Origin of the sequence: Achromobacter sp. AONIH1 (genome assembly GCF_002902905.1) — a bacterium.
Lineage (GTDB): Bacteria > Pseudomonadota > Gammaproteobacteria > Burkholderiales > Burkholderiaceae_B > Achromobacter.
The window spans coordinates 2925572-2942710 of sequence record NZ_CP026124.1 but is presented as its reverse complement, the minus strand read 5'-3'; the positions used below and the strand labels follow the sequence as shown (position 1 = coordinate 2942710).

Below are 17139 nucleotides of genomic sequence, written 5' to 3'. Positions count from 1 at the left end.
CCCTATAATTCGGGTTATCCCTAGTAGCTAAACAAATGTGCAAGCCCGTGGAGGCTAACGTGACGAACCTGAACAACACCATCCGCCTGACCGACGAACTCGAGCGCCAACTGATGCTCCAGGCGATCGAAGAGCAATTCCGCCCGCACCCGATGCGCGCCCTGGCCGCCGGACTGCGCAAGCTGGCCCACGGCATCCGCGCCCTGGTTGGCAAGGCGAGCGCGAAGGACGCGCACTCGGCCGCCTGAGCGCCGATGGGCCCCTGGCGGGCCCGGACAGATTTCCCCTTGGGGGCTGCATAGCCCCTTTTATAGACCCGCCCTCACCGGCGGGTTTTTTTTCGCCTCCGCCTCGCACGGATCGCCGGCCGGACGCTCCCGCGTCGGCGGCGAATGGTCTTGCCCCAACCCGTTTGCGCCGACGCAAGCGCGCCGCCCGCCGGGCCCGGCGCAAACCCGCGGCCCTTTGCTAAGATAGCCGCCCATGACGCCCGACGCCTCCCCAGACCAGACTCCCAACCGGCTGCGCCGGTTCGCGTGCATGATGTACGAAGCCGTGCTGCTGTTCGGCGTGGTGTTCCTGGCGGGCTATCTGATGGATACGCTGACCCAGAGCCGCAATGCGCTGGAACTGCGCCCGCTCCGGCAAGCCTGGCTGTTCGTGGCGATCGGCGCCTACTTCGTGCTGTGCTGGCGCCGCCGGGGCCAGACGCTGCCCATGAAGACCTGGAACATCCAGCTGGTCGGCCGCGACGGCCAGCCACCCTCCGTGCCGCTGCTGATGCTGCGCTACATCCTCGCCTGGCCCCTGGTGCTGGCGGGCGCCGCCCTGGTCTGGCTGGCGGCGCGCTACACGGGCTGGCCGTCCATGGACATGTTCATCGTCGCAGCCCCCTTCATGATTTTCATCTGGACCTGGATCGACCGCGACGGCCAGTTCCTGCATGACCGGATCCTGGGCACGCGCCTGCGCAACGCGCCCCCGCGCGCCAAGCCCGGGCGTCCGGAAAATAGCGCCGCCAGGGCCGTCAAGTAATACCAAGTTTCAATCAGAAAACTTACGCGCCGATTCTCACCGGCGCGTTCAGAAAGCTGAAAGCTGCGCGCCAAGACAATAAGGCCCTATTTAAAACCGGACCTTATCCATGCGCGCCCTACTCTCCCGCCTGACGCTGGCCGCCAGCGCCCTGTTCTTCCTGCCGTGGGCGCATGCCCAGAACGCCGACGCCCGCAAGGAAATCGAAGCCGCCTCGCAGGCCGCGCTTTCCGCCGCCCAGCAAGGCCCCGCCGAAGTGAAGCTCGGCGGCCAGGCCGTGCTCAAGCTGCCCGACAACATGATGTTCGTGCCGCGCCTGCAGGCCGACCGCCTGATGGCGGCCTATGGCAACGGCAAGGATCCCAGCCTGCTGGGCGTGGTGCTGCCCAAGGGGGACGAGGACGACTGGCTGATCACCGTCAACTTCGAGAAGACCGGCTACATCAAGGACGACGACGCCCGCAACTGGAACGTCGGCGAGCTGCTGGACAGCCTGCGCGAAGGCACCAAGCAATCCAACGTCGAGCGCGTCAAGCGCGGCTTCCCCGAGCTGCTGATCGACGGCTGGGTCGAGGCGCCCAAGTACGACAGCAAAACGCAGCGGCTGGTGTGGTCCGTGGCCGCCAAGCACAAGGACGACGGCGCGCAGAGCGACCCGACGGTCAACTACAACACCTACGCCCTGGGCCGCGAAGGCTACATCACGCTGGACCTGATCACGCAGCAAAGCCAGGTGCCGAAGGACAAGGGCGCCGTGCTGGCCCTGCTGAACAACATCGATTACGTCGAAGGCAAGCGCTACGCCGACTTCAACTCCTCGACCGACAAGGTCGCCGAGTACGGCCTGGCCGCGCTGGTGGCCGGCGTGGCGGCGAAGAAGCTGGGTCTGTTCGCGGTCATCGGCGCCTTCCTGCTGAAGTTCGCCAAGGTCGGCCTCATCGCCGTTGCCGCGCTGGGCGGCGGCATCTGGTCGCGCCTGCGCCGCAAGAAGGCGGATCCCGCCGGCCCGGGCCAGCAGTGATCGCACGCCGGTGAAAGTCCTGCTGTTGCTGCTGTCGGGCTTCAAGTACCTGAAGTTCGGCAAGCTGCTGGCCACCGGCGGCTCCATGCTGCTGTCGGTGGCGGCCTATGCCTGGGTGTTCGGCTGGCGCTACGCCGCCGGCTTCGTGCTGCTGCTCCTGGTGCACGAGCTGGGCCACTACGTGGCGGCGCGCCAGCGCGGCCTGGAAGTGGGCGCGCCCGTGTTCATTCCTTTCGTGGGCGCCTGGATCCAGCTGAAGGACCAGCCGCTGAACGCCGACACCGAGGCCTATGTGGGGCTGGGCGGACCCTTCGCGGGCACGCTGGCCTCGCTGGCCTGCTACTTCGCCGCGCGCGACACGGGCAGCGACCTGCTGCTGGCGCTGTCCTACGCCGGCTTCTTCATCAATCTCTTCAACCTGATCCCGCTGTCGCCGTTCGACGGCGGCCGCATCACGGCCGTGCTGTCGCCCCGAGTCTGGCTGGCGGGCGTGCCGGTGCTGGTGGCGCTGTTCTTCTGGCGGCCCAGCCCCATGCTGATCCTGGTCGCCGTGCTCGCCTTCCCGAACGTGGTGCGCGCCTTCAAGTACGACCCGACCCTGCCGGAAAACCAGGCCTATTACGGCACCACGCTGGAAAACAAGCTCGCCTACGGCAGCGCCTACCTGGCGCTGGTGGGGCTGCTGGCGGTCATGGCGCACGACGTGCACGAAATGCTCGCGGGACTGCGCTAGTGTGCTGTCCCGTAGGTACGTCCGCATGACGAAATTCATCCATAGACGTCAGGGCTAGGCGCAAACCGCAGTGATACCCGTAGGTATCACGAGGATTTACAACGACGCCATGGCGGCTAGGGGTGGATTTCGTGCGGGCGTATCTGCGGGACAGCACACTAGGCCCGCTCCCGCGACAAGTGTTGCGGCGCCCGCGTTGCAATCGTCACAACACCGTCACGGATTTTTCATGGCGCCGTCATCGCCCGATGGTTTCATCCTGAGGCATGACGACAGCCCCCATGGAAGCAACCGTGAACGAAATCCGCCCCGCCCACTGGCGCGCTCTCTGGATTTCCGATATTCACCTGGGCACTGCCGGGTGCAAAGCGGAATTCCTGCTCGATTTCCTGGAGCACAACGATTCCGACACCCTTTACCTGGTGGGGGACATCGTCGACGGCTGGCAGCTGCGCAAGCATTGGCACTGGCCGCGCGCGCACAACGACGTGATCCAGCGCATCCTGCGCAAGGCCCGCAACGGCACCCGCGTGGTCTTCATCCCCGGCAACCATGACGAATTCGCCCGCGAGTTCTGCGGCTTTGCCTTCGGCGACATCGAGATCCTGGACGAAGACGTGCACGTGACGGCCAAGGGCCTGCGCCTGCTGGTGCTGCATGGCGACCAGTTCGACGGGGTGATCCAGCACAGCCGCTGGCTGGCGCACCTGGGCGACGGGCTGTATCAGCTGGCGCTGTGGCTCAACCATCACTTCAACCGGCTGCGCCACCGCATGGGGCTGCACTACTGGTCGCTGTCCCAGTACCTGAAGCACAAGGTCAAGAACGCCGTGTCCTTCATCACCGACTTCGAGGAAGCGCTGGCCGGCGAGGCGCGCCGGCGCGGCCTGGACGGCGTGGTCTGCGGACACATCCACAAGGCCGAACTGCGCGACGTGGGCGGCATCCTGTACTGCAACGACGGCGACTGGGTGGAAAGCCTGTCGGCGCTGGCGGAAACCCACGACGGCCAGCTGCAGCTGCTGGACTGGGCCGCCATCCAGGCCGAGCATCAGGCCGGGCGCCAGGCCGATCCGTCCAGCCGCAAGCCGCGCTCGCTATCGCTGCCGGCGCTGCCGTCGGCGCTGCGCCGCCAGGGCAAACACCCGTGATAACCCTTATACGTCCCCGTTACGCAACGGGGATGTTGCAGTTCACGCCCCTCTAGGTCATGCTTGCAGTTGGGCAACGGGCGAGCGGCCCGTTCACGCTGCAACATGCTCACAACATAGGGCCATGAACGACCAATATCAGGCGCTCTACCAAACTTTCCGCTGGCTGGTGCCTACCCAGTTCAACATCGCGGAAGCGTGCTGCCACCGCTGGGCATCCAGCAGTCCGGATGCGCGGCGCATCGCCATCTACTACGAAGATGAAGCGGGCAATCGCGAGGTCTGGACCTATGCCCGACTGGCCGAAGCCGCCAATCAGCTGGCCAATGGCCTGATCAAGATGGGCGTGAATCGCGGCGACCGGGTCGGTGTTGTATTGGGGCAACGGCCCGAAACCGTCGTGGCCCACATGGCGATCTACAGCGTCGGCGCGGTGGTGCTGCCCCTGTCGGCGCTGTTCGGCCCCGAGGCCCTGGAGACCCGGCTGCGCGACTCCGAGACCCGCGTCGCCATCGTCGACCACGCCTCCAGCGCCAACCTGCTGGCCGTCAGCGACCACTGTCCCGCCCAGCAACAGATCATCGGCATCGGCTTCGCCGACGAGCGGGTGCTGCCGTGGCGCAGCCTGCTGGCCCGCCAGCCTTCCGAATTCAAGCCCGTTCCGACCCGCTCGTCGGACCCGGCCATCCTGCTCTATACCTCCGGCACCACCGGCGCGCCCAAGGGCGCCCTGCTGCCGCACAGCGCGCTGATCGGCAACCTGCCCGGCTTCGTCGCCTCGCAGGACTGGTTCCCCAAGCCCGCCGACGTCTTCTGGTCGCCGGCGGACTGGGCCTGGACCGGCGGCATGATGGACGCGCTGCTGCCCACCCTCTATTTCGGTCATCCCATCGTCGGCACCCGCGGCCGCTTCTCGGCCGAGCGCGCCTTCGAGCTGATGGAGCGCTACCAGGTCACCAACACCTTCCTGTTCCCGACCGCCCTGAAGATGATGATGAAGGCGGTGCCTGACCCGCGCAGCCACTATCAGCTGGCGCTGCGCGCCATCATGAGCGCCGGCGAAAGCGTGGGCGAGACGGTGTTCGGCTGGTGCGAGAAGGCGCTGGGCATCACGCCCAACGAGATGTTCGGCCAGACCGAGATGAACTACCTGGTGGGCAACAGCAACAAGCGTTGGCCCGCCAAGGCCGGCAGCATGGGCCGGCCCTACCCCGGCCACCGCGTGGCGGTGCTGGACGAGCACGGCGAGCCCGCTCCCACCGGCGAAGTCGGCGAGGTCGCGCTCAACCGGCTGGACATCCACGGCTATCCCGATCCGGTGCTGTTCCTGGGCTACTGGCGCAACGAGGCCGCCACGCAGGCCAAGTTCAAGGGCGACTGGTGCCTGACCGGCGACCTGGCCAGCATCGACGCCGACGGCTACCTCTGGTACGCCGGCCGCGCGGACGACGTGTTCAAGTCGGCCGGCTACCGCATCGGCCCGGGCGAGATCGAAAGCTGCCTGCTCGGCCATCCGGCCGTGGCCAATGCGGCTGTCGTGCCCAAGCCCGACCCCCAGCGCGGCGCCGTGGTGAAGGCCTATGTGGTGCTGACCCCCGAATTTGCCCAGCGCGACCGCCAGGACATCATCGAGAACCTGCAGGAACATGTGCGCGAGCGCCTGGCGCCATACGAGTACCCCAAGGAAATCGAGTTCGTCGACGAACTGCCCATGACCACCACCGGCAAGATCCTGCGCCGCCTGCTGCGCCAGCGCGAGGCGGACCGAGCCCTGGCGGCCAGCAAGGGCTCGGCCTAGCGCGCCGCCCCGATTCCCTCCCCCCGCGCCGTCTCCGGAGACTTCCTGGCATGCCGCTGTACCAGCTCGACGACCTGATCCCCCGTATCGACCCCTCGGCCTACGTGGCCGACAGCGCCGACATCATCGGCAACGTGACGCTGGAGGCCGGCGTCAGCATCTGGTCGCACGTCTCCATCCGGGGCGACAACGACGCCATCCTGATCCGCCGGGGCACCAACATCCAGGAGGGCAGCGTGCTGCACGTGGATGAAGGCTGTCCCATGGAGATCGGCCCGAACGTCACCGTGGGCCACCAGGCCATGCTGCATGGCTGCACCATCCACGAAGGCGCCCTGGTCGGCATGCAGGCCATCGTGCTGAACAACGCCGTGATCGGTCGCAACTGCCTGATCGGCGCCGGCGCCATCATCCCCGAGGACAGGGTCATTCCCGACAATTCGCTGGTCATCGGCATCGGCAAGATCGTCCGCGAACTGTCCCCCGAGGAAATCGCCGGACTGCACAAGAACACCGCGCACTACGTGGCGCGCGGCCAACACTACCGGACCGCGCTCAAGCGGATCGGCTGAGTCCCTGAGCCCCTGGCCCGTCTCCGGCGCCCCCCCGCGCACGCCGGAATCCGCCCCCTTGGAACCCACCCCGCCCCTGCCGCCGGCAGGGCCTTTCGGCTGCCCGATCGGCTAACATTCCAGCATGACCGATCAGCTCAAAAAATATCTCTTCGAAGACCGCAGCGTGCGCGTCCAGGCCGTGCGCCTGACCGACACCTGGAAGGCCGTCCGCGCCAATCACGAATATCCGCCCGCCATCACCCACCTGTTGGGCGAACTGGTGGCCGCGTCCACGCTGCTGGCCGCCAACATCAAGTTCGACGGCTCGCTGGTGCTGCAGATCCAGGGCGACGGCCCGATCGCGCTGCTGGTGGTGGAGTGCCGCTCCGACCTGAGCCTGCGCGCCACCGTCAAGATGCGCGAAGGCCATGACGTGCCGGTCGACGGCAACATGCAGAGCCTGCTCAACCCCGGCGGCAACGGCCGCTTCATCGTGGTGCTGGATCCGCAGCGCAAGGCGCCCGGCCAGCAGGCCTACCAGGGCATCGTGCCGCTGGAAGGCGACACCGTGGCCGAGGCGCTGCAACACTACATGAAGGCGTCCGAGCAGCTGGACACCCAGCTCTGGCTGGCCGCCGACGACGAGCACGCCGCCGGCCTGCTGATCCAGCGCCTGCCGGTGCACGGCGGCGAACAGGCGCCGCTGCTCAGCGAGCAGGCCGCCGCCGAGACCTGGGAACGCGCCGGCACGCTGGCCGCCACGCTCAAGCGCGACGAACTGCTGCAGGTCGAGATCGACACGCTGATCCATCGCCTGTACTGGGAAGAAACGCTGGTGGCGTTCGATCCCCTGCCGGTCAGCTGGCACTGTCCCTGCACCCGCGAGCGCGTGGCCAACATGCTGCGCTCGCTGGGCGAAGCCGAGGTGCAGGACATCGTGGCCGAGCACGGCCAGGCCGACGTGACCTGCGATTTCTGCGGCAAGCCGTATCGCTTCGACGCCGTGGACTGCGCCGCGCTGTTCACGCCGGCCACGCCCGCCGCCGACAGCGAGTCGCCCACCGTCCACTGAACGCCCGCGCCGGCCCGTCGCGGCCGGCCTTTCCTGGCGTGATCATCGCGTCACGCCGGCTTGTCCCAATCGACAGGCGGTCATGCCCGCGCCAGACTGCGCAGCCATGACCGCCTTTTCTTTTTCCGCCATTCGGCCGGCTCCGCCCGCGACACCAGACGCGCCCGCCAGGCCTGCCAAGCCGGCCCGGCACGCTTGCCCGGCCTCGCCAAGCCTGCGCGCGCCACCCCGCCCAGGCCGCCCGCAACACGGCACCGCGCTCCTGGAATTCACCCTGGCGGCAGCCGTGCTGCTGCCCGCCACCCTGCTGGCGGCCGAAGCCGCAACGTGGCAGACGGTGCGCCAGACCGTCCAGCTGGCGCTGATGGAAGCGGCCCGCGCGGGCGCGGTGTCGCATGCCGCACCGGCGACGATGAAAGCGGTTTTCGTCCAGGCGCTGCGACCGCTACATGGCGGCGACGCGTCGCGTCAGGCGCGCGCCCTGCGCGAGGCGGCGCTGTTGGCGGACGCGCATCCGTGGCGCATCGAGGTGCTGCGCCCCGACGCCCGCGACTTCCGCCTGCACGCCAGGCCGGGGCTTCGAATCGCCCCGGCGCCGGGCCTGCCAGCCATCGACAACGACTACCAGGATCTGCAACACGCGCGCCGCGCGCCGGGCCAGGCAACGGACATCTTCCAGGCCAATACGCTGTCCTTGCGGCTGACCTATCTGCACAAGCCGCTGTCCGCGCCGCTGCGGGCGCTGCTGGTCGCGCTGGCGCGTGGCGCGCAGACGCCGCCAGCACGCCAGGGCGCGGCTTTCACTCCTGGCCTGGCGGCCGACGACGCGCGCGGCTACGCCGGCCAGGCGCTGGCGCGCGGCCTGCTGCCGATCGTGGTGGAACTGGACATGGAGATGCACTCGCATCCGGCCGATTGGTCGCGCTTGCGACCATGGCCCGAGGGCATGGTGTCGGGAGCCTGCCGCAGGCTGCGCTGCGGATGACGCCACGGCCCGTCCGGGACGTCAGCCCAGGGGCGGCGATGGTGCGAGAGCGATCAGTGACGCGCGCCCGAACCAGATTGGCTGGCGGCGGGCCTGCCCTGCGACGCTGCCGCGCCGGCAGCCGGCCTGGCCGGCGCGCCCGAGCCGGCGCGGGCCGGCGTGGCGGCGGGCTTGGCGACCGCCTCGGTGGCCAGCGATGCGCCGCCCGCCGGCGGCGTGGCGTTCTGCGGCAGGATATGCACGAAGACCTCGCCTTCCCGCATCATGCCCAGCTCGCCGCGCGCACGTTCCTCGACAGCGCCGGTGCCCCCATCCAGGTCGCGCACTTCGGCTTCCAGCGCCGCATTGCGCGCGCGCAGGCCTTCGTTGGTCTCTTTCTGCGCCGCCACCTGGCGTTGCAGATCCCAGACCTTGAACCAGCCGCCCTTACCCATCCACAACGGGTATTGGATCAGGCCTAGCAGCACGAACAGCACCAGGAACAGCAGGCGCATACGCAGGAACCCTCAGCAGTCGTGTCATACGGCGGCGGCCGGGCGCAGTGCGCGGCCGCCGCGCCTACCTTAGCGCAAGTTGTAGAAAGCTTCCAGGCCAGGGTAGGAGGCCACTTCAGCCAGCTCTTCCTCGATGCGCAGCAGCTGGTTGTACTTGGCCATGCGGTCGGAACGCGACAGCGAACCGGTCTTGATCTGCATGGCGTTGGTGGCCACCGCGATGTCGGCGATGGTCGAGTCCTCGGTTTCGCCCGAACGGTGCGACACGACGGCGGTGTAGCCGGCGCGCTTGGCCATTTCGATGGCGGCGAAGGTCTCGGTCAGCGTGCCGATCTGGTTGATCTTGATGAGGATCGAGTTGGCCACGCCCTTCTGGATGCCTTCGCGCAGGATCTTGGTGTTGGTGACGAACAGGTCGTCGCCCACCAGCTGCACCTTCTTGCCGAGCTGGTCGGTCAGGAGCTTCCAGCCGTCCCAGTCGTTTTCGGCCATGCCGTCCTCGATCGAGATGATCGGGTACTTGTCGCACCAGGTCGCCAGCAGGTTGGCGAATTCCTGCGAGGACAGCGAGATGCCGCCTTCGCCGGCCAGCGTGTACTTGCCGTCGCGGTAGAACTCGGAGCTGGCGCAGTCCAGGCCCAGGGCGATCTGCGTGCCCGGCTCGTAGCCGGCTTCGGTGATGGCCTTCAGGATCAGCTGGATCGCGGCTTCGTGGCTGGCCACGTTGGGGGCGAAACCGCCCTCGTCGCCCACGGCGGTGGACATGCCCTGGCCGTGGATCAGCTTCTTGAGCATGTGGAAGACTTCGGCGCCCCAGCGCAGGGCTTCACGGAAGCTGCCCGCGCCCACCGGCAGGATCATCAATTCCTGCAGGTCCAGCGTGTTGTTGGCGTGCGCGCCGCCGTTGATGACGTTCATCATCGGCACGGGCATGCTCATGGGGCCGCTGCCGCCGAAGTAGCGGTACAGCGACAGGCCGGACTCGTCGGCGGCGGCGCGGGCCACGGCCATCGAGGCGGCCAGCAGCGCGTTGGCGCCCAGGCGTTCCTTGGACTCGGTGCCGTCCAGCTCGATCAGGGTGCGATCGACGAAGGTCTGCTCCTGCGCGTCCAGGCCCATCAGCGCTTCGGAGATCTCGGTGTTGAGGTTCTCGACGGCGCGCAGCACGCCCTTGCCCAGGTAGCGGCTCTTGTCGCCGTCGCGCAGCTCGATGGCCTCGCGGGCGCCGGTGGACGCGCCCGACGGCACGGCCGCGCGGCCCATGGCGCCGGATTCCAGCAGCACATCGCATTCCACGGTGGGGTTGCCGCGCGAATCGAGGATTTCGCGGCCGATGATGTCGACGATTGCACTCATGACTTTACATTCCCTGAACGATAAACATATTCATGACGGCCGCGCCTACGCGGGCATTGCGGGCCCGGCGGTACTGCCAGGAGTCGTAGAAGGCCTGCGCGGCGCCCATGGAGGGGAATTCCATGACGACCGTGCGGCCGGGTTCACGCCCCTCGAGCACCTTGGATTCGCCGCCGCGCACCAGGATCTTGGCGTCGTAGGCCCGCATCGCGAGCGTGGACAGACGCTTGTAATCCTCGTATTGCGCAGGCTTGGTCACTGAGACATCGGCGATCAGATAGGCACTCATGGGGTTCCTTGTGAGCGGTTGCGTGGATGAAGGGCGCCAGCGAAATTGCCCGCGGCCCTGGCCGTGCGCAAGCGCGAGGCCGGGCCGCGGAACCGCATCAGGCGCCCTGCCCGCCGCGGCGAGCCTTGTGCTCGATGGCGGCGCGGATATAGCTGGAGAACAGCGGGTGGCCGTCGCGCGGCGTGGACGTGAACTCCGGGTGGAACTGCACGCCGACGAACCAGGGGTGGTCGGGCAGTTCCATGATTTCCGGCAGGTTCTCGCTCGGGGTGCGCGCGCTGATCACCATGCCGGCCTCTTCCAGGCGCGGCACGTAGACGTTGTTCACCTCGTAGCGGTGACGATGGCGCTCGTTGACCTCGTCGCCGTAGATGCTCTGGGCGCGGGTGCCCGGCTTGATGGGCACGCGCTGCGCGCCCTTGCGCATCGTGCCGCCCAGGTCGGACGAGTTGTCGCGCTTCTCGACCTTGCCTTCGCGGTCCATCCACTCGGTGATCAGGGCCACCACGGGATGCGGCGCGGACGGGTCGAACTCGGTGCTGTTGGCGCCGCCCAGGCCGGCCACATGGCGCGCGAACTCGATCACGGCCAGCTGCATGCCCAGGCAGATGCCCAGGTAGGGCACGCCGTTCTCGCGGGCGTAGCGGATGGCGGCGATCTTGCCCTCGGTGCCGCGCTTGCCGAAGCCGCCCGGCACCAGGATGGCGTCCAGGTGCTTGAGCTGGTCGGTGCCGCGGGTCTCGATGTCTTCCGAGTCGATGTACTCGATGTTGATCTTCGAGCGCGTGTGGATGCCGGCGTGCACCAGGGCTTCGGTCAGCGACTTGTACGACTCGGTCAGATCGACGTACTTGCCGACCATGCCGATGGTGAGCTGGTGCTGCGGATGCTCCAGCGCCTCGACCAGGTTGTCCCACATGGACAGGTCGGCCGGCGGCGGGTTCAGGCCCAGCGCTTCGCAGACGATGTTGTCCACGCCCTGCTTGTGCAGCATGGCGGGGATCTTGTAGATGGAATCGGCGTCCCAGACGGAGATCACCGCGTCCAGCGGCACGTTCGAGAACATCGAGATCTTGGCGCGCTCGTCGTCCGGGATCGGGCGGTCGGCGCGGCACAGCAGCGCATTCGGGTAGATGCCGATTTCGCGCAGCTTCTGCACCGAGTGCTGGGTCGGCTTGGTCTTGAGTTCGCCGGCGGACGCGATGAACGGCACCAGCGTCAGGTGCACGAAGGCGGCGTTGTTGCGGCCCATGCGCAGGCTCATCTGGCGGGCGGCTTCCAGGAACGGCAGCGACTCGATGTCGCCCACGGTGCCGCCGATCTCGACGATGGCCACATCGGTGTTGCCATTCCAGGCGGCATCGGCGCCACGGGCGATGAAGTCCTGGATTTCATTGGTGATGTGCGGAATCACCTGGACGGTCTTGCCCAGGTAGTCGCCACGACGCTCCTTGCGCAGCACCGATTCGTAGATCTGCCCGGTGGTGAAGTTGTTCACCTTGTGCATGCGGGCGGAAACGAAGCGCTCGTAGTGCCCCAGGTCCAGGTCGGTCTCGGCGCCGTCTTCGGTGACGAACACTTCGCCGTGCTGGAACGGGCTCATGGTGCCCGGATCGACGTTGATGTAGGGGTCGAGCTTGAGCATGGTGACCTGCAGGCCACGCGACTCGAGGATGGCTGCAAGCGACGCGGCGGCGATGCCCTTGCCCAGGGAAGACACCACTCCGCCGGTGACAAATACGTATTTGGTCATCGTAATGAGCGCCCGGGACGAGCGGGCGCGTGCGGGAAATTTGGATTATAGCCGGGCGGCGCGGCGAGTTTGGGTTTCCCCTTAGCCGCCAGGCGTAACATTTGGCAGCGTCCAGGCGGGACGCGGCTTGCGGGCCGATCGCCCCCTTCGCCCGCCAGACCGGGCGGCCGCGCGCCGGGTTCAGCCCGCCAGTCGCGCCAGCGCCGGCGGCTCGAACACCCGCACCGGCTCCGGCCCGCCGGCCCATTTTTCCGCCTGAACCAGGGCCGACAGCGCGCTGCAGCCCTGCGCCAGCCGCGAGGTGCCCTCGTCCCGGGTCAGCACGTTCGGATTGCCGTGGCGCTCCAGCGACGCGTCGCGCGGGTCGAACCAGGCGCCCGTGGCCATGACCACCACCCCGCGCGCCACGCCCTCGTCCAGGTCGGCGCCTCCCAGGCAGGCGCCGCGTTCGTTGTACAGGCGCACCACGTCCCCCTGGCCGATGCCGCGCGCGGCCGCGTCGGCCGGATGCATGCGGACCGGTTCGCGGCCGGCAATCTCGGCCTCGCGCGCGGCGTTCGACTGGTCCAGCTGCGAATGCAGCCGGCCCGCCGGCTGGCAGGTCACGAGGTGCAGGGGCCACTCGCGGGCGGCCTCGGCGCCCAGCCATTCCGCCGGCGGCAGCCAGGCCGGATGCGGCGGGCAATCGGCGTAGCCGAAGCCGGCCAGCGCCTCGCTGTACAGCTCCAGCTTGCCCGAGGCGGTCTTGAGCGGATGCGCCTGGGGGTCGGCGCGGAACTGCTCGAACAGCACGAAGTCGCGCGGCGGCTCGGGCAACGCCACGTGGCCGCGCTCCCAGAAGGCGTCGAAATCCGGCAGCGTCAGCTGCTGCGCCTCCCAGGCCGGCCGCATCTGTTCGTAGATATGGCGGATCCAGGCCATCTCGTCACGGCCTTCGGTATAGACCTGCTCGAAGCCAGCCATCGCCGCCAGCTCGCGATAGATGTCGAAGTCGTTGCGGCTGTGGCCGACGGGCGCCAGCGCCTGGCGCATCGCCAGGATGTAACGGTCGCGCGACGAGCCGCCCACGTCGTTGCGCTCCAGCGTGGTGGTGGCCGGCAGCACGATGTCGGCGCGGCGCGCGGTCGGCGTCCACCAGGGCTCGTGCACGATGATGGTCTCGGGCCGCGTCCAGGCCCGCGCCAGCCGGTTCAGGTCCTGGTGGTGATGGAAGGGGTTGCCGCCGGCCCAGTACACCAGCCGGATGTCCGGATAGACGCCGCCGCGGCCGTTGAATTCATAGGGCTGGCCGGGATGCAGCAGCATGTCGGCCATGCGCGCCACGGGAATCGAGACGCCTGCCGGGTTGCGGCCCGCGCGCATTTCCGGCGCGGGCAGGTCGGGCCGGGGATTGCCGGCTCCGTTCATCGAGCCGTGCCCGAAGGCGAAGCCGCCGCCGGGCAGGCCGATCTGGCCCAGCAGCGCGGCCAGCGCCACGCTGCCCCAGTACGGCTGCTCGCCGCGATGGCTGCGCTGCAGCGACCAGGCGCAGGTCAGCAGCGTGCGGCAGCCGGCCGCCTCGCGCGCCAGCCGGCGGATGGTGGCCGCCGGCACGCCGCAGACGCCTTCCGCCCATTCCGGCGTGCGGGCCTGGCCGCCGGCGCGGCCCAGCACATAGTCGGCGTAGGTCTCGAAGCCGTTGCAGCAGCGCGCCACGAAATCCGCGTCGTGCAGGCCCTCGGACAACAGCGTGTGCGCCATGCCCAGCATCAGGGCCGCGTCGGTATTGGGTCGGATGGGCACCCATTCGGCATCCAGCGCCTCGGGCGCATCGCCGCGCGACGGGCTCACGATCACCGTCCGCATGCCGGCCGCGCGCGCCCGCGCCAGCCAGCCGGGCGTGGGATGGTCGCCGGCGCCGCCGGACGTGATCTGCGTGTTGCGCAGCGCGATGCCGCCAAAGGCGATCAGCAGCCGCGTATTGCCCACCACGCTGTTCCAGTCGGTGACGCGGCCCGTCACCGGCGCGTAGGTGCCGATGATGTGCGGCAGCAGGAACTGGGCCGCGCCCCAGCTGTAATTGCCGGCCTGGTCCACGCAGCCGCCGCCGGCGTAGAGGAATCGGTGCGTCAGCGTGCGGGCATGGTGCAACCGGCCGGCCGAGGACCAGCCATAGGAGCCGCCGAAGATCGCGGCCGGGCCATGCTCGGCGCGCACGCGCTGCAATTCCTCGTGCACCAGCCGCAGCGCCATGTCCCATTCGACCTCGACGTAACCCTCGACGCCGCGCAGCTCGGGCGCGCCGCGATGCCTGAGCCAGCTGGCGCGCACGCTGGGCCGCGCCACCCGCAGCGGCGAATGGACCAGGTCGGGCATGGCATGAATAAGCGGGGACGGGGCCTGGTCATGGGCGAAGGGCTCGCAGCCCGCGAGCCGGCCGCCCTGCACCACCGCCGTATAGGCGCCCCAGTGCGACAGGGTGGGAAAACGGGAGATCGTGTCGGCCATGGAATCCTCCCGGCGGCTGCAACAAAAGTCGTATTGTTGGGGAAACTCTCATAACTTAGCAGCATCAACTTAGAAAATAATTGTCTTTCGGCCGTCTCCCAAGTGTGGAAAATAGAAAATTTTTCGGGACCGGTCTTTCTATACTGCGAAAGCAGCAAGGGGAATGGTCAGGCGTCAGCACCGACCGCGCGACACCTGACTCACAAGGCAGTCCAATCTGTTGGAGTAGGTCATGAGCAAAAACAAGATCCAGGGGTCCTTCGTCGCCATCGTCACGCCGTTCAACCGTGACGGCAGCGTCGATTTCAGCGCATTTCGCAGCCTGTTGAAGTTCCAGGAAGACCACGGCACCGCCGCCGTGCTGATCATGGGTTCCACCGGCGAGGTCTCGCTGCTGTCGCACGAAGAGCGCCGCCAGGTCATCGTCGAGACCGCCAAGATGAAGACCGGCAAGATGCAGCTGTTCTACGGCTGCACCGGCAACAACACCGACACCACCATCGAATACCTGAAGTTCGCGCGCGAGAACGGCGCCGACGGCGCCATCCTGGCCGCCCCGGCCTACATCTGCGCGTCGGAAGCCGATACCGAGGCCTACTTCCTCGAAGTGGCCGACGCCACCGACCTGCCGCTGGGCATCTACAACAACCCGCCCCGGGTCAAGAGCGACCTGCACTGGGACCAGCTGCTGCGCATCTTCAAGCACCCGAACTACGTGGTGCACAAGGAATCCACCACCCGCGTCGGGCAGGTGGCGCAGGTGCTGCGCGGCCGTCCCGATGTGTCGGTGATGTGCTGCGATTCGCCCAACCTGGGCCTGGTGGTCCCCACCATGAGCCTGGGCGGCCACGGCACCGCCAACATGACCGGCAACATCGCGCCGGCCGAGATGGCCTCCATCTCGCGCCCCTGGGTCACGCCAGACGTGTCGGTGAGCTTCCGCGAAGGCTATCTGGGCCTGCTGCCGATGCTGCATTACTCGTATTCGGCCATCAACCCAGTCGCGATCAAATCGCTGATGAAGGCCGTGGGCCTGCCCGTGGGCGACCTGCGCCGCCCGCTGCGCGGCCTGGAAGGCGAGGCGCTGGCCAAGGGCCTGCGCATCGTGCGCGAGCTGGGGCTGGACGCCAAGTACGGTTTCAGCTCGGCCCAGCTGAAGGCGGCCTGATCCCGGCCGCCTGAACCCGGCCGGCGGCGGCGAGGCCGCCGGCTCGAATCCAAATCCGGCATGCCGCCGCGTACCGGGCGCCCGCCCCGCGCGGCGCCGCATGCCCGCACGCGCCCGCCGCGCCCCCCTTTGCCCGAGAAATCCTGCCATGTCCCGTTCCGCTTCCCACCGCGCGCCGCTGGCGCTGCTCAAATCCCTGGTTCCCGCCCTGGCGCTGGCCGCCACTCTGGCGCCCGCCGCCGCCTCCGCGCAGGAGGCTTATCCGCAGCGCCCGATCACGCTGGTGGTGCCGCATCCGCCCGGCGGCTCGGTCGACGGCGTGGCGCGCATCTACGCCGAGCAGCTCGCCAAGGAGCTGGGCCAGTCCGTGGTGGTGGAAAACCGCGCCGGCGCTTCCGGCATGATCGGCGCGGCCTACGTCGCGCGCGCGGCACCCGATGGCTACACGCTGTACCTGAACGCGTCCATCCATGCGATCAATCCGCTGCTGTACAAGAAGACCATCAAGTTCGACGCGGTCAAGGATTTCACACCCATCAGCGAACTGGCGCAAGGCGCGCTGATCTTCAGCATCAACCCCAAGGTGCCGGCCAACAACGTGCAGGAGCTGGTCAAGACGCTGAAGGCCGATCCGCAGAAATACTCGTTCGCCACCACCGGCTTCGGCTCGGCCGGCCATCTGGCGGCGGCCTCCTTCCTGCACGAGAACGGCCTGAGCCAGATCCCGATCGTGCTGTATCGCGGCGGCGGCCCGGCGCTGTCGGACCTGATCGGCGGCCAGGTGCACGCGCTGTTCGACCCGATGCTGTCCTCGCTGCCCATGGTGCGCGCCGACAAGCTGCGCGCCGTGGCGGTGACGGGCGCCGAGCGCAGCCCGCTGCTGGCCGACGTGCCCAGCATGCGCGAGCAGGGCCAGAAGAACTTCGAGTTCTATTCCTGGTACGGCCTGTGGGGCCCGGCCAAGCTGCCGGCGCCGGTGGTCAAGAAGCTGGAAGCGGCGTCGGCCAAGATCATGGCCACGCCCAAGGTGGTGGAACAGCTCGGCGGGCTGGGCTTTGAACCCGCGGTCAAGAACTCCGCCGATTTCAGCCGCTTCATCAACGCCGAGATGAAGCGCTACCAGACCATCATCGAGCAGTCGAAGATCGAGATCAACGAATAGGACCAAGCCAGTCCGGCACTCGATGCGACAAGGCCGGCGCCATATGACGCCGGCCTTGTGTCTTCGACTGTATCTACGCGA

General features: G+C 68.1%; 16 protein-coding genes. 11 read left to right on the top strand and 5 right to left on the bottom strand.

Going from position 1 to position 17139, the window contains the following annotated elements; all coding sequences use genetic code 11:
• The first annotated feature begins 35 nt into the window (after positions 1-35).
• From C2U31_RS13375 to C2U31_RS13335, 9 genes are all read left to right on the top strand, one after another.
• Entirely contained in the window at positions 36-248 is a 213-nt protein-coding gene (locus C2U31_RS13375) for a hypothetical protein (protein ID WP_199770995.1), read from the top strand.
• A 235-nt stretch (positions 249-483) separates the two neighbouring features.
• Complete coding sequence (locus C2U31_RS13370; protein WP_103273200.1) at positions 484-1035, top strand: RDD family protein; 552 nt, start codon at positions 484-486, stop codon at positions 1033-1035.
• 109 nt (positions 1036-1144) lie between these two features.
• Positions 1145-2056 (top strand): DUF2167 domain-containing protein, encoded by a 912-nt coding sequence (locus C2U31_RS13365; RefSeq protein WP_103273199.1) that lies wholly within the window; start codon positions 1145-1147, stop codon positions 2054-2056.
• Positions 2057-2066: 10 nt separating this feature from the next.
• Positions 2067-2789 carry a site-2 protease family protein gene (locus C2U31_RS13360; RefSeq protein ID WP_103273198.1) on the top strand — a complete coding sequence of 241 codons (723 nt, stop codon included), beginning with the start codon at positions 2067-2069 and terminating at the stop codon, positions 2787-2789.
• A 266-nt stretch (positions 2790-3055) separates the two neighbouring features.
• Entirely contained in the window at positions 3056-3940 is an 885-nt protein-coding gene (locus C2U31_RS13355; protein ID WP_103273197.1) for a UDP-2,3-diacylglucosamine diphosphatase, read from the top strand.
• Between the two features lie 124 nt (positions 3941-4064).
• Complete coding sequence (locus C2U31_RS13350) at positions 4065-5738, top strand: acyl-CoA synthetase (protein WP_103273196.1); 1674 nt, start codon at positions 4065-4067, stop codon at positions 5736-5738.
• A gap of 50 nt (positions 5739-5788) precedes the next feature.
• Complete coding sequence (locus tag C2U31_RS13345) at positions 5789-6310, top strand: gamma carbonic anhydrase family protein (RefSeq protein ID WP_103273195.1); 522 nt, start codon at positions 5789-5791, stop codon at positions 6308-6310.
• 124 nt (positions 6311-6434) lie between these two features.
• Positions 6435-7364: an Hsp33 family molecular chaperone HslO gene (hslO, locus tag C2U31_RS13340; RefSeq protein ID WP_103273194.1), complete on the top strand. Its 930-nt coding sequence runs from the start codon at positions 6435-6437 to the stop codon at positions 7362-7364.
• A gap of 286 nt (positions 7365-7650) precedes the next feature.
• Positions 7651-8349, top strand: coding sequence for a pilus assembly protein (locus C2U31_RS13335; RefSeq protein ID WP_233772752.1), 699 nt, complete (start codon positions 7651-7653; stop codon positions 8347-8349).
• 53 nt (positions 8350-8402) lie between these two features.
• Here the strand turns inward: C2U31_RS13335 and ftsB are convergent, their stop codons facing one another.
• The 5 genes from ftsB to C2U31_RS13310 all read right to left on the bottom strand — a co-directional run bounded on the left by ftsB (position 8403) and on the right by C2U31_RS13310 (position 14728).
• Complete coding sequence (ftsB, locus tag C2U31_RS13330; protein ID WP_103273193.1) at positions 8403-8843, bottom strand: cell division protein FtsB; 441 nt, start codon at positions 8841-8843, stop codon at positions 8403-8405.
• A gap of 69 nt (positions 8844-8912) precedes the next feature.
• On the bottom strand, positions 8913-10199 hold the full coding sequence (eno, locus tag C2U31_RS13325) for a phosphopyruvate hydratase (RefSeq protein WP_103273192.1): 1287 nt from the start codon (positions 10197-10199) through the stop codon (positions 8913-8915).
• 4 nt (positions 10200-10203) lie between these two features.
• Positions 10204-10488, bottom strand: coding sequence for a DUF1330 domain-containing protein (locus C2U31_RS13320; RefSeq protein WP_103273191.1), 285 nt, complete (start codon positions 10486-10488; stop codon positions 10204-10206).
• A 97-nt stretch (positions 10489-10585) separates the two neighbouring features.
• Positions 10586-12241 carry a CTP synthase gene (locus C2U31_RS13315; RefSeq protein ID WP_103273190.1) on the bottom strand — a complete coding sequence of 552 codons (1656 nt, stop codon included), beginning with the start codon at positions 12239-12241 and terminating at the stop codon, positions 10586-10588.
• A gap of 180 nt (positions 12242-12421) precedes the next feature.
• Positions 12422-14728 (bottom strand): molybdopterin-dependent oxidoreductase, encoded by a 2307-nt coding sequence (locus C2U31_RS13310; protein ID WP_103273189.1) that lies wholly within the window; start codon positions 14726-14728, stop codon positions 12422-12424.
• A gap of 232 nt (positions 14729-14960) precedes the next feature.
• Here C2U31_RS13310 and C2U31_RS13305 point away from each other — a divergent pair, with 232 nt between their 5' ends.
• Both C2U31_RS13305 and C2U31_RS13300 read left to right on the top strand, forming a co-directional pair.
• Positions 14961-15896, top strand: a complete 936-nt coding sequence (locus C2U31_RS13305) for a 4-hydroxy-tetrahydrodipicolinate synthase (RefSeq protein ID WP_103273188.1) — start codon at positions 14961-14963, stop codon at positions 15894-15896.
• A gap of 148 nt (positions 15897-16044) precedes the next feature.
• The gene (locus C2U31_RS13300; protein WP_103273187.1) at positions 16045-17058 is read left to right on the top strand and encodes a tripartite tricarboxylate transporter substrate binding protein; all 1014 of its coding nucleotides are present in this window, start codon (positions 16045-16047) and stop codon (positions 17056-17058) included.
• The last annotated feature ends 81 nt before the right edge of the window (positions 17059-17139 follow it).

What these genes read in the sequence shown, in the direction of transcription:
- eno (WP_103273192.1), bottom strand. Translation starts at nt 10,199, where the DNA reads ATGAGTGCAATCGTCGACATCATCGGCCGCGAAATCCTCGATTCGCGC.
- C2U31_RS13310 (WP_103273189.1), bottom strand. Translation starts at nt 14,728, where the DNA reads ATGGCCGACACGATCTCCCGTTTTCCCACCCTGTCGCACTGGGGCGCC.
- C2U31_RS13355 (WP_103273197.1), top strand. Translation starts at nt 3,056, where the DNA reads ATGACGACAGCCCCCATGGAAGCAACCGTGAACGAAATCCGCCCCGCC.
- C2U31_RS13320 (WP_103273191.1), bottom strand. Translation starts at nt 10,488, where the DNA reads ATGAGTGCCTATCTGATCGCCGATGTCTCAGTGACCAAGCCTGCGCAA.
- C2U31_RS13365 (WP_103273199.1), top strand. Translation starts at nt 1,145, where the DNA reads ATGCGCGCCCTACTCTCCCGCCTGACGCTGGCCGCCAGCGCCCTGTTC.
- C2U31_RS13300 (WP_103273187.1), top strand. Translation starts at nt 16,045, where the DNA reads ATGTCCCGTTCCGCTTCCCACCGCGCGCCGCTGGCGCTGCTCAAATCC.
- C2U31_RS13305 (WP_103273188.1), top strand. Translation starts at nt 14,961, where the DNA reads ATGAGCAAAAACAAGATCCAGGGGTCCTTCGTCGCCATCGTCACGCCG.
- hslO (WP_103273194.1), top strand. Translation starts at nt 6,435, where the DNA reads ATGACCGATCAGCTCAAAAAATATCTCTTCGAAGACCGCAGCGTGCGC.
- ftsB (WP_103273193.1), bottom strand. Translation starts at nt 8,843, where the DNA reads ATGCGCCTGCTGTTCCTGGTGCTGTTCGTGCTGCTAGGCCTGATCCAA.
- C2U31_RS13370 (WP_103273200.1), top strand. Translation starts at nt 484, where the DNA reads ATGACGCCCGACGCCTCCCCAGACCAGACTCCCAACCGGCTGCGCCGG.
- C2U31_RS13315 (WP_103273190.1), bottom strand. Translation starts at nt 12,241, where the DNA reads ATGACCAAATACGTATTTGTCACCGGCGGAGTGGTGTCTTCCCTGGGC.
- C2U31_RS13350 (WP_103273196.1), top strand. Translation starts at nt 4,065, where the DNA reads ATGAACGACCAATATCAGGCGCTCTACCAAACTTTCCGCTGGCTGGTG.
- C2U31_RS13345 (WP_103273195.1), top strand. Translation starts at nt 5,789, where the DNA reads ATGCCGCTGTACCAGCTCGACGACCTGATCCCCCGTATCGACCCCTCG.
- C2U31_RS13375 (WP_199770995.1), top strand. Translation starts at nt 36, where the DNA reads ATGTGCAAGCCCGTGGAGGCTAACGTGACGAACCTGAACAACACCATC.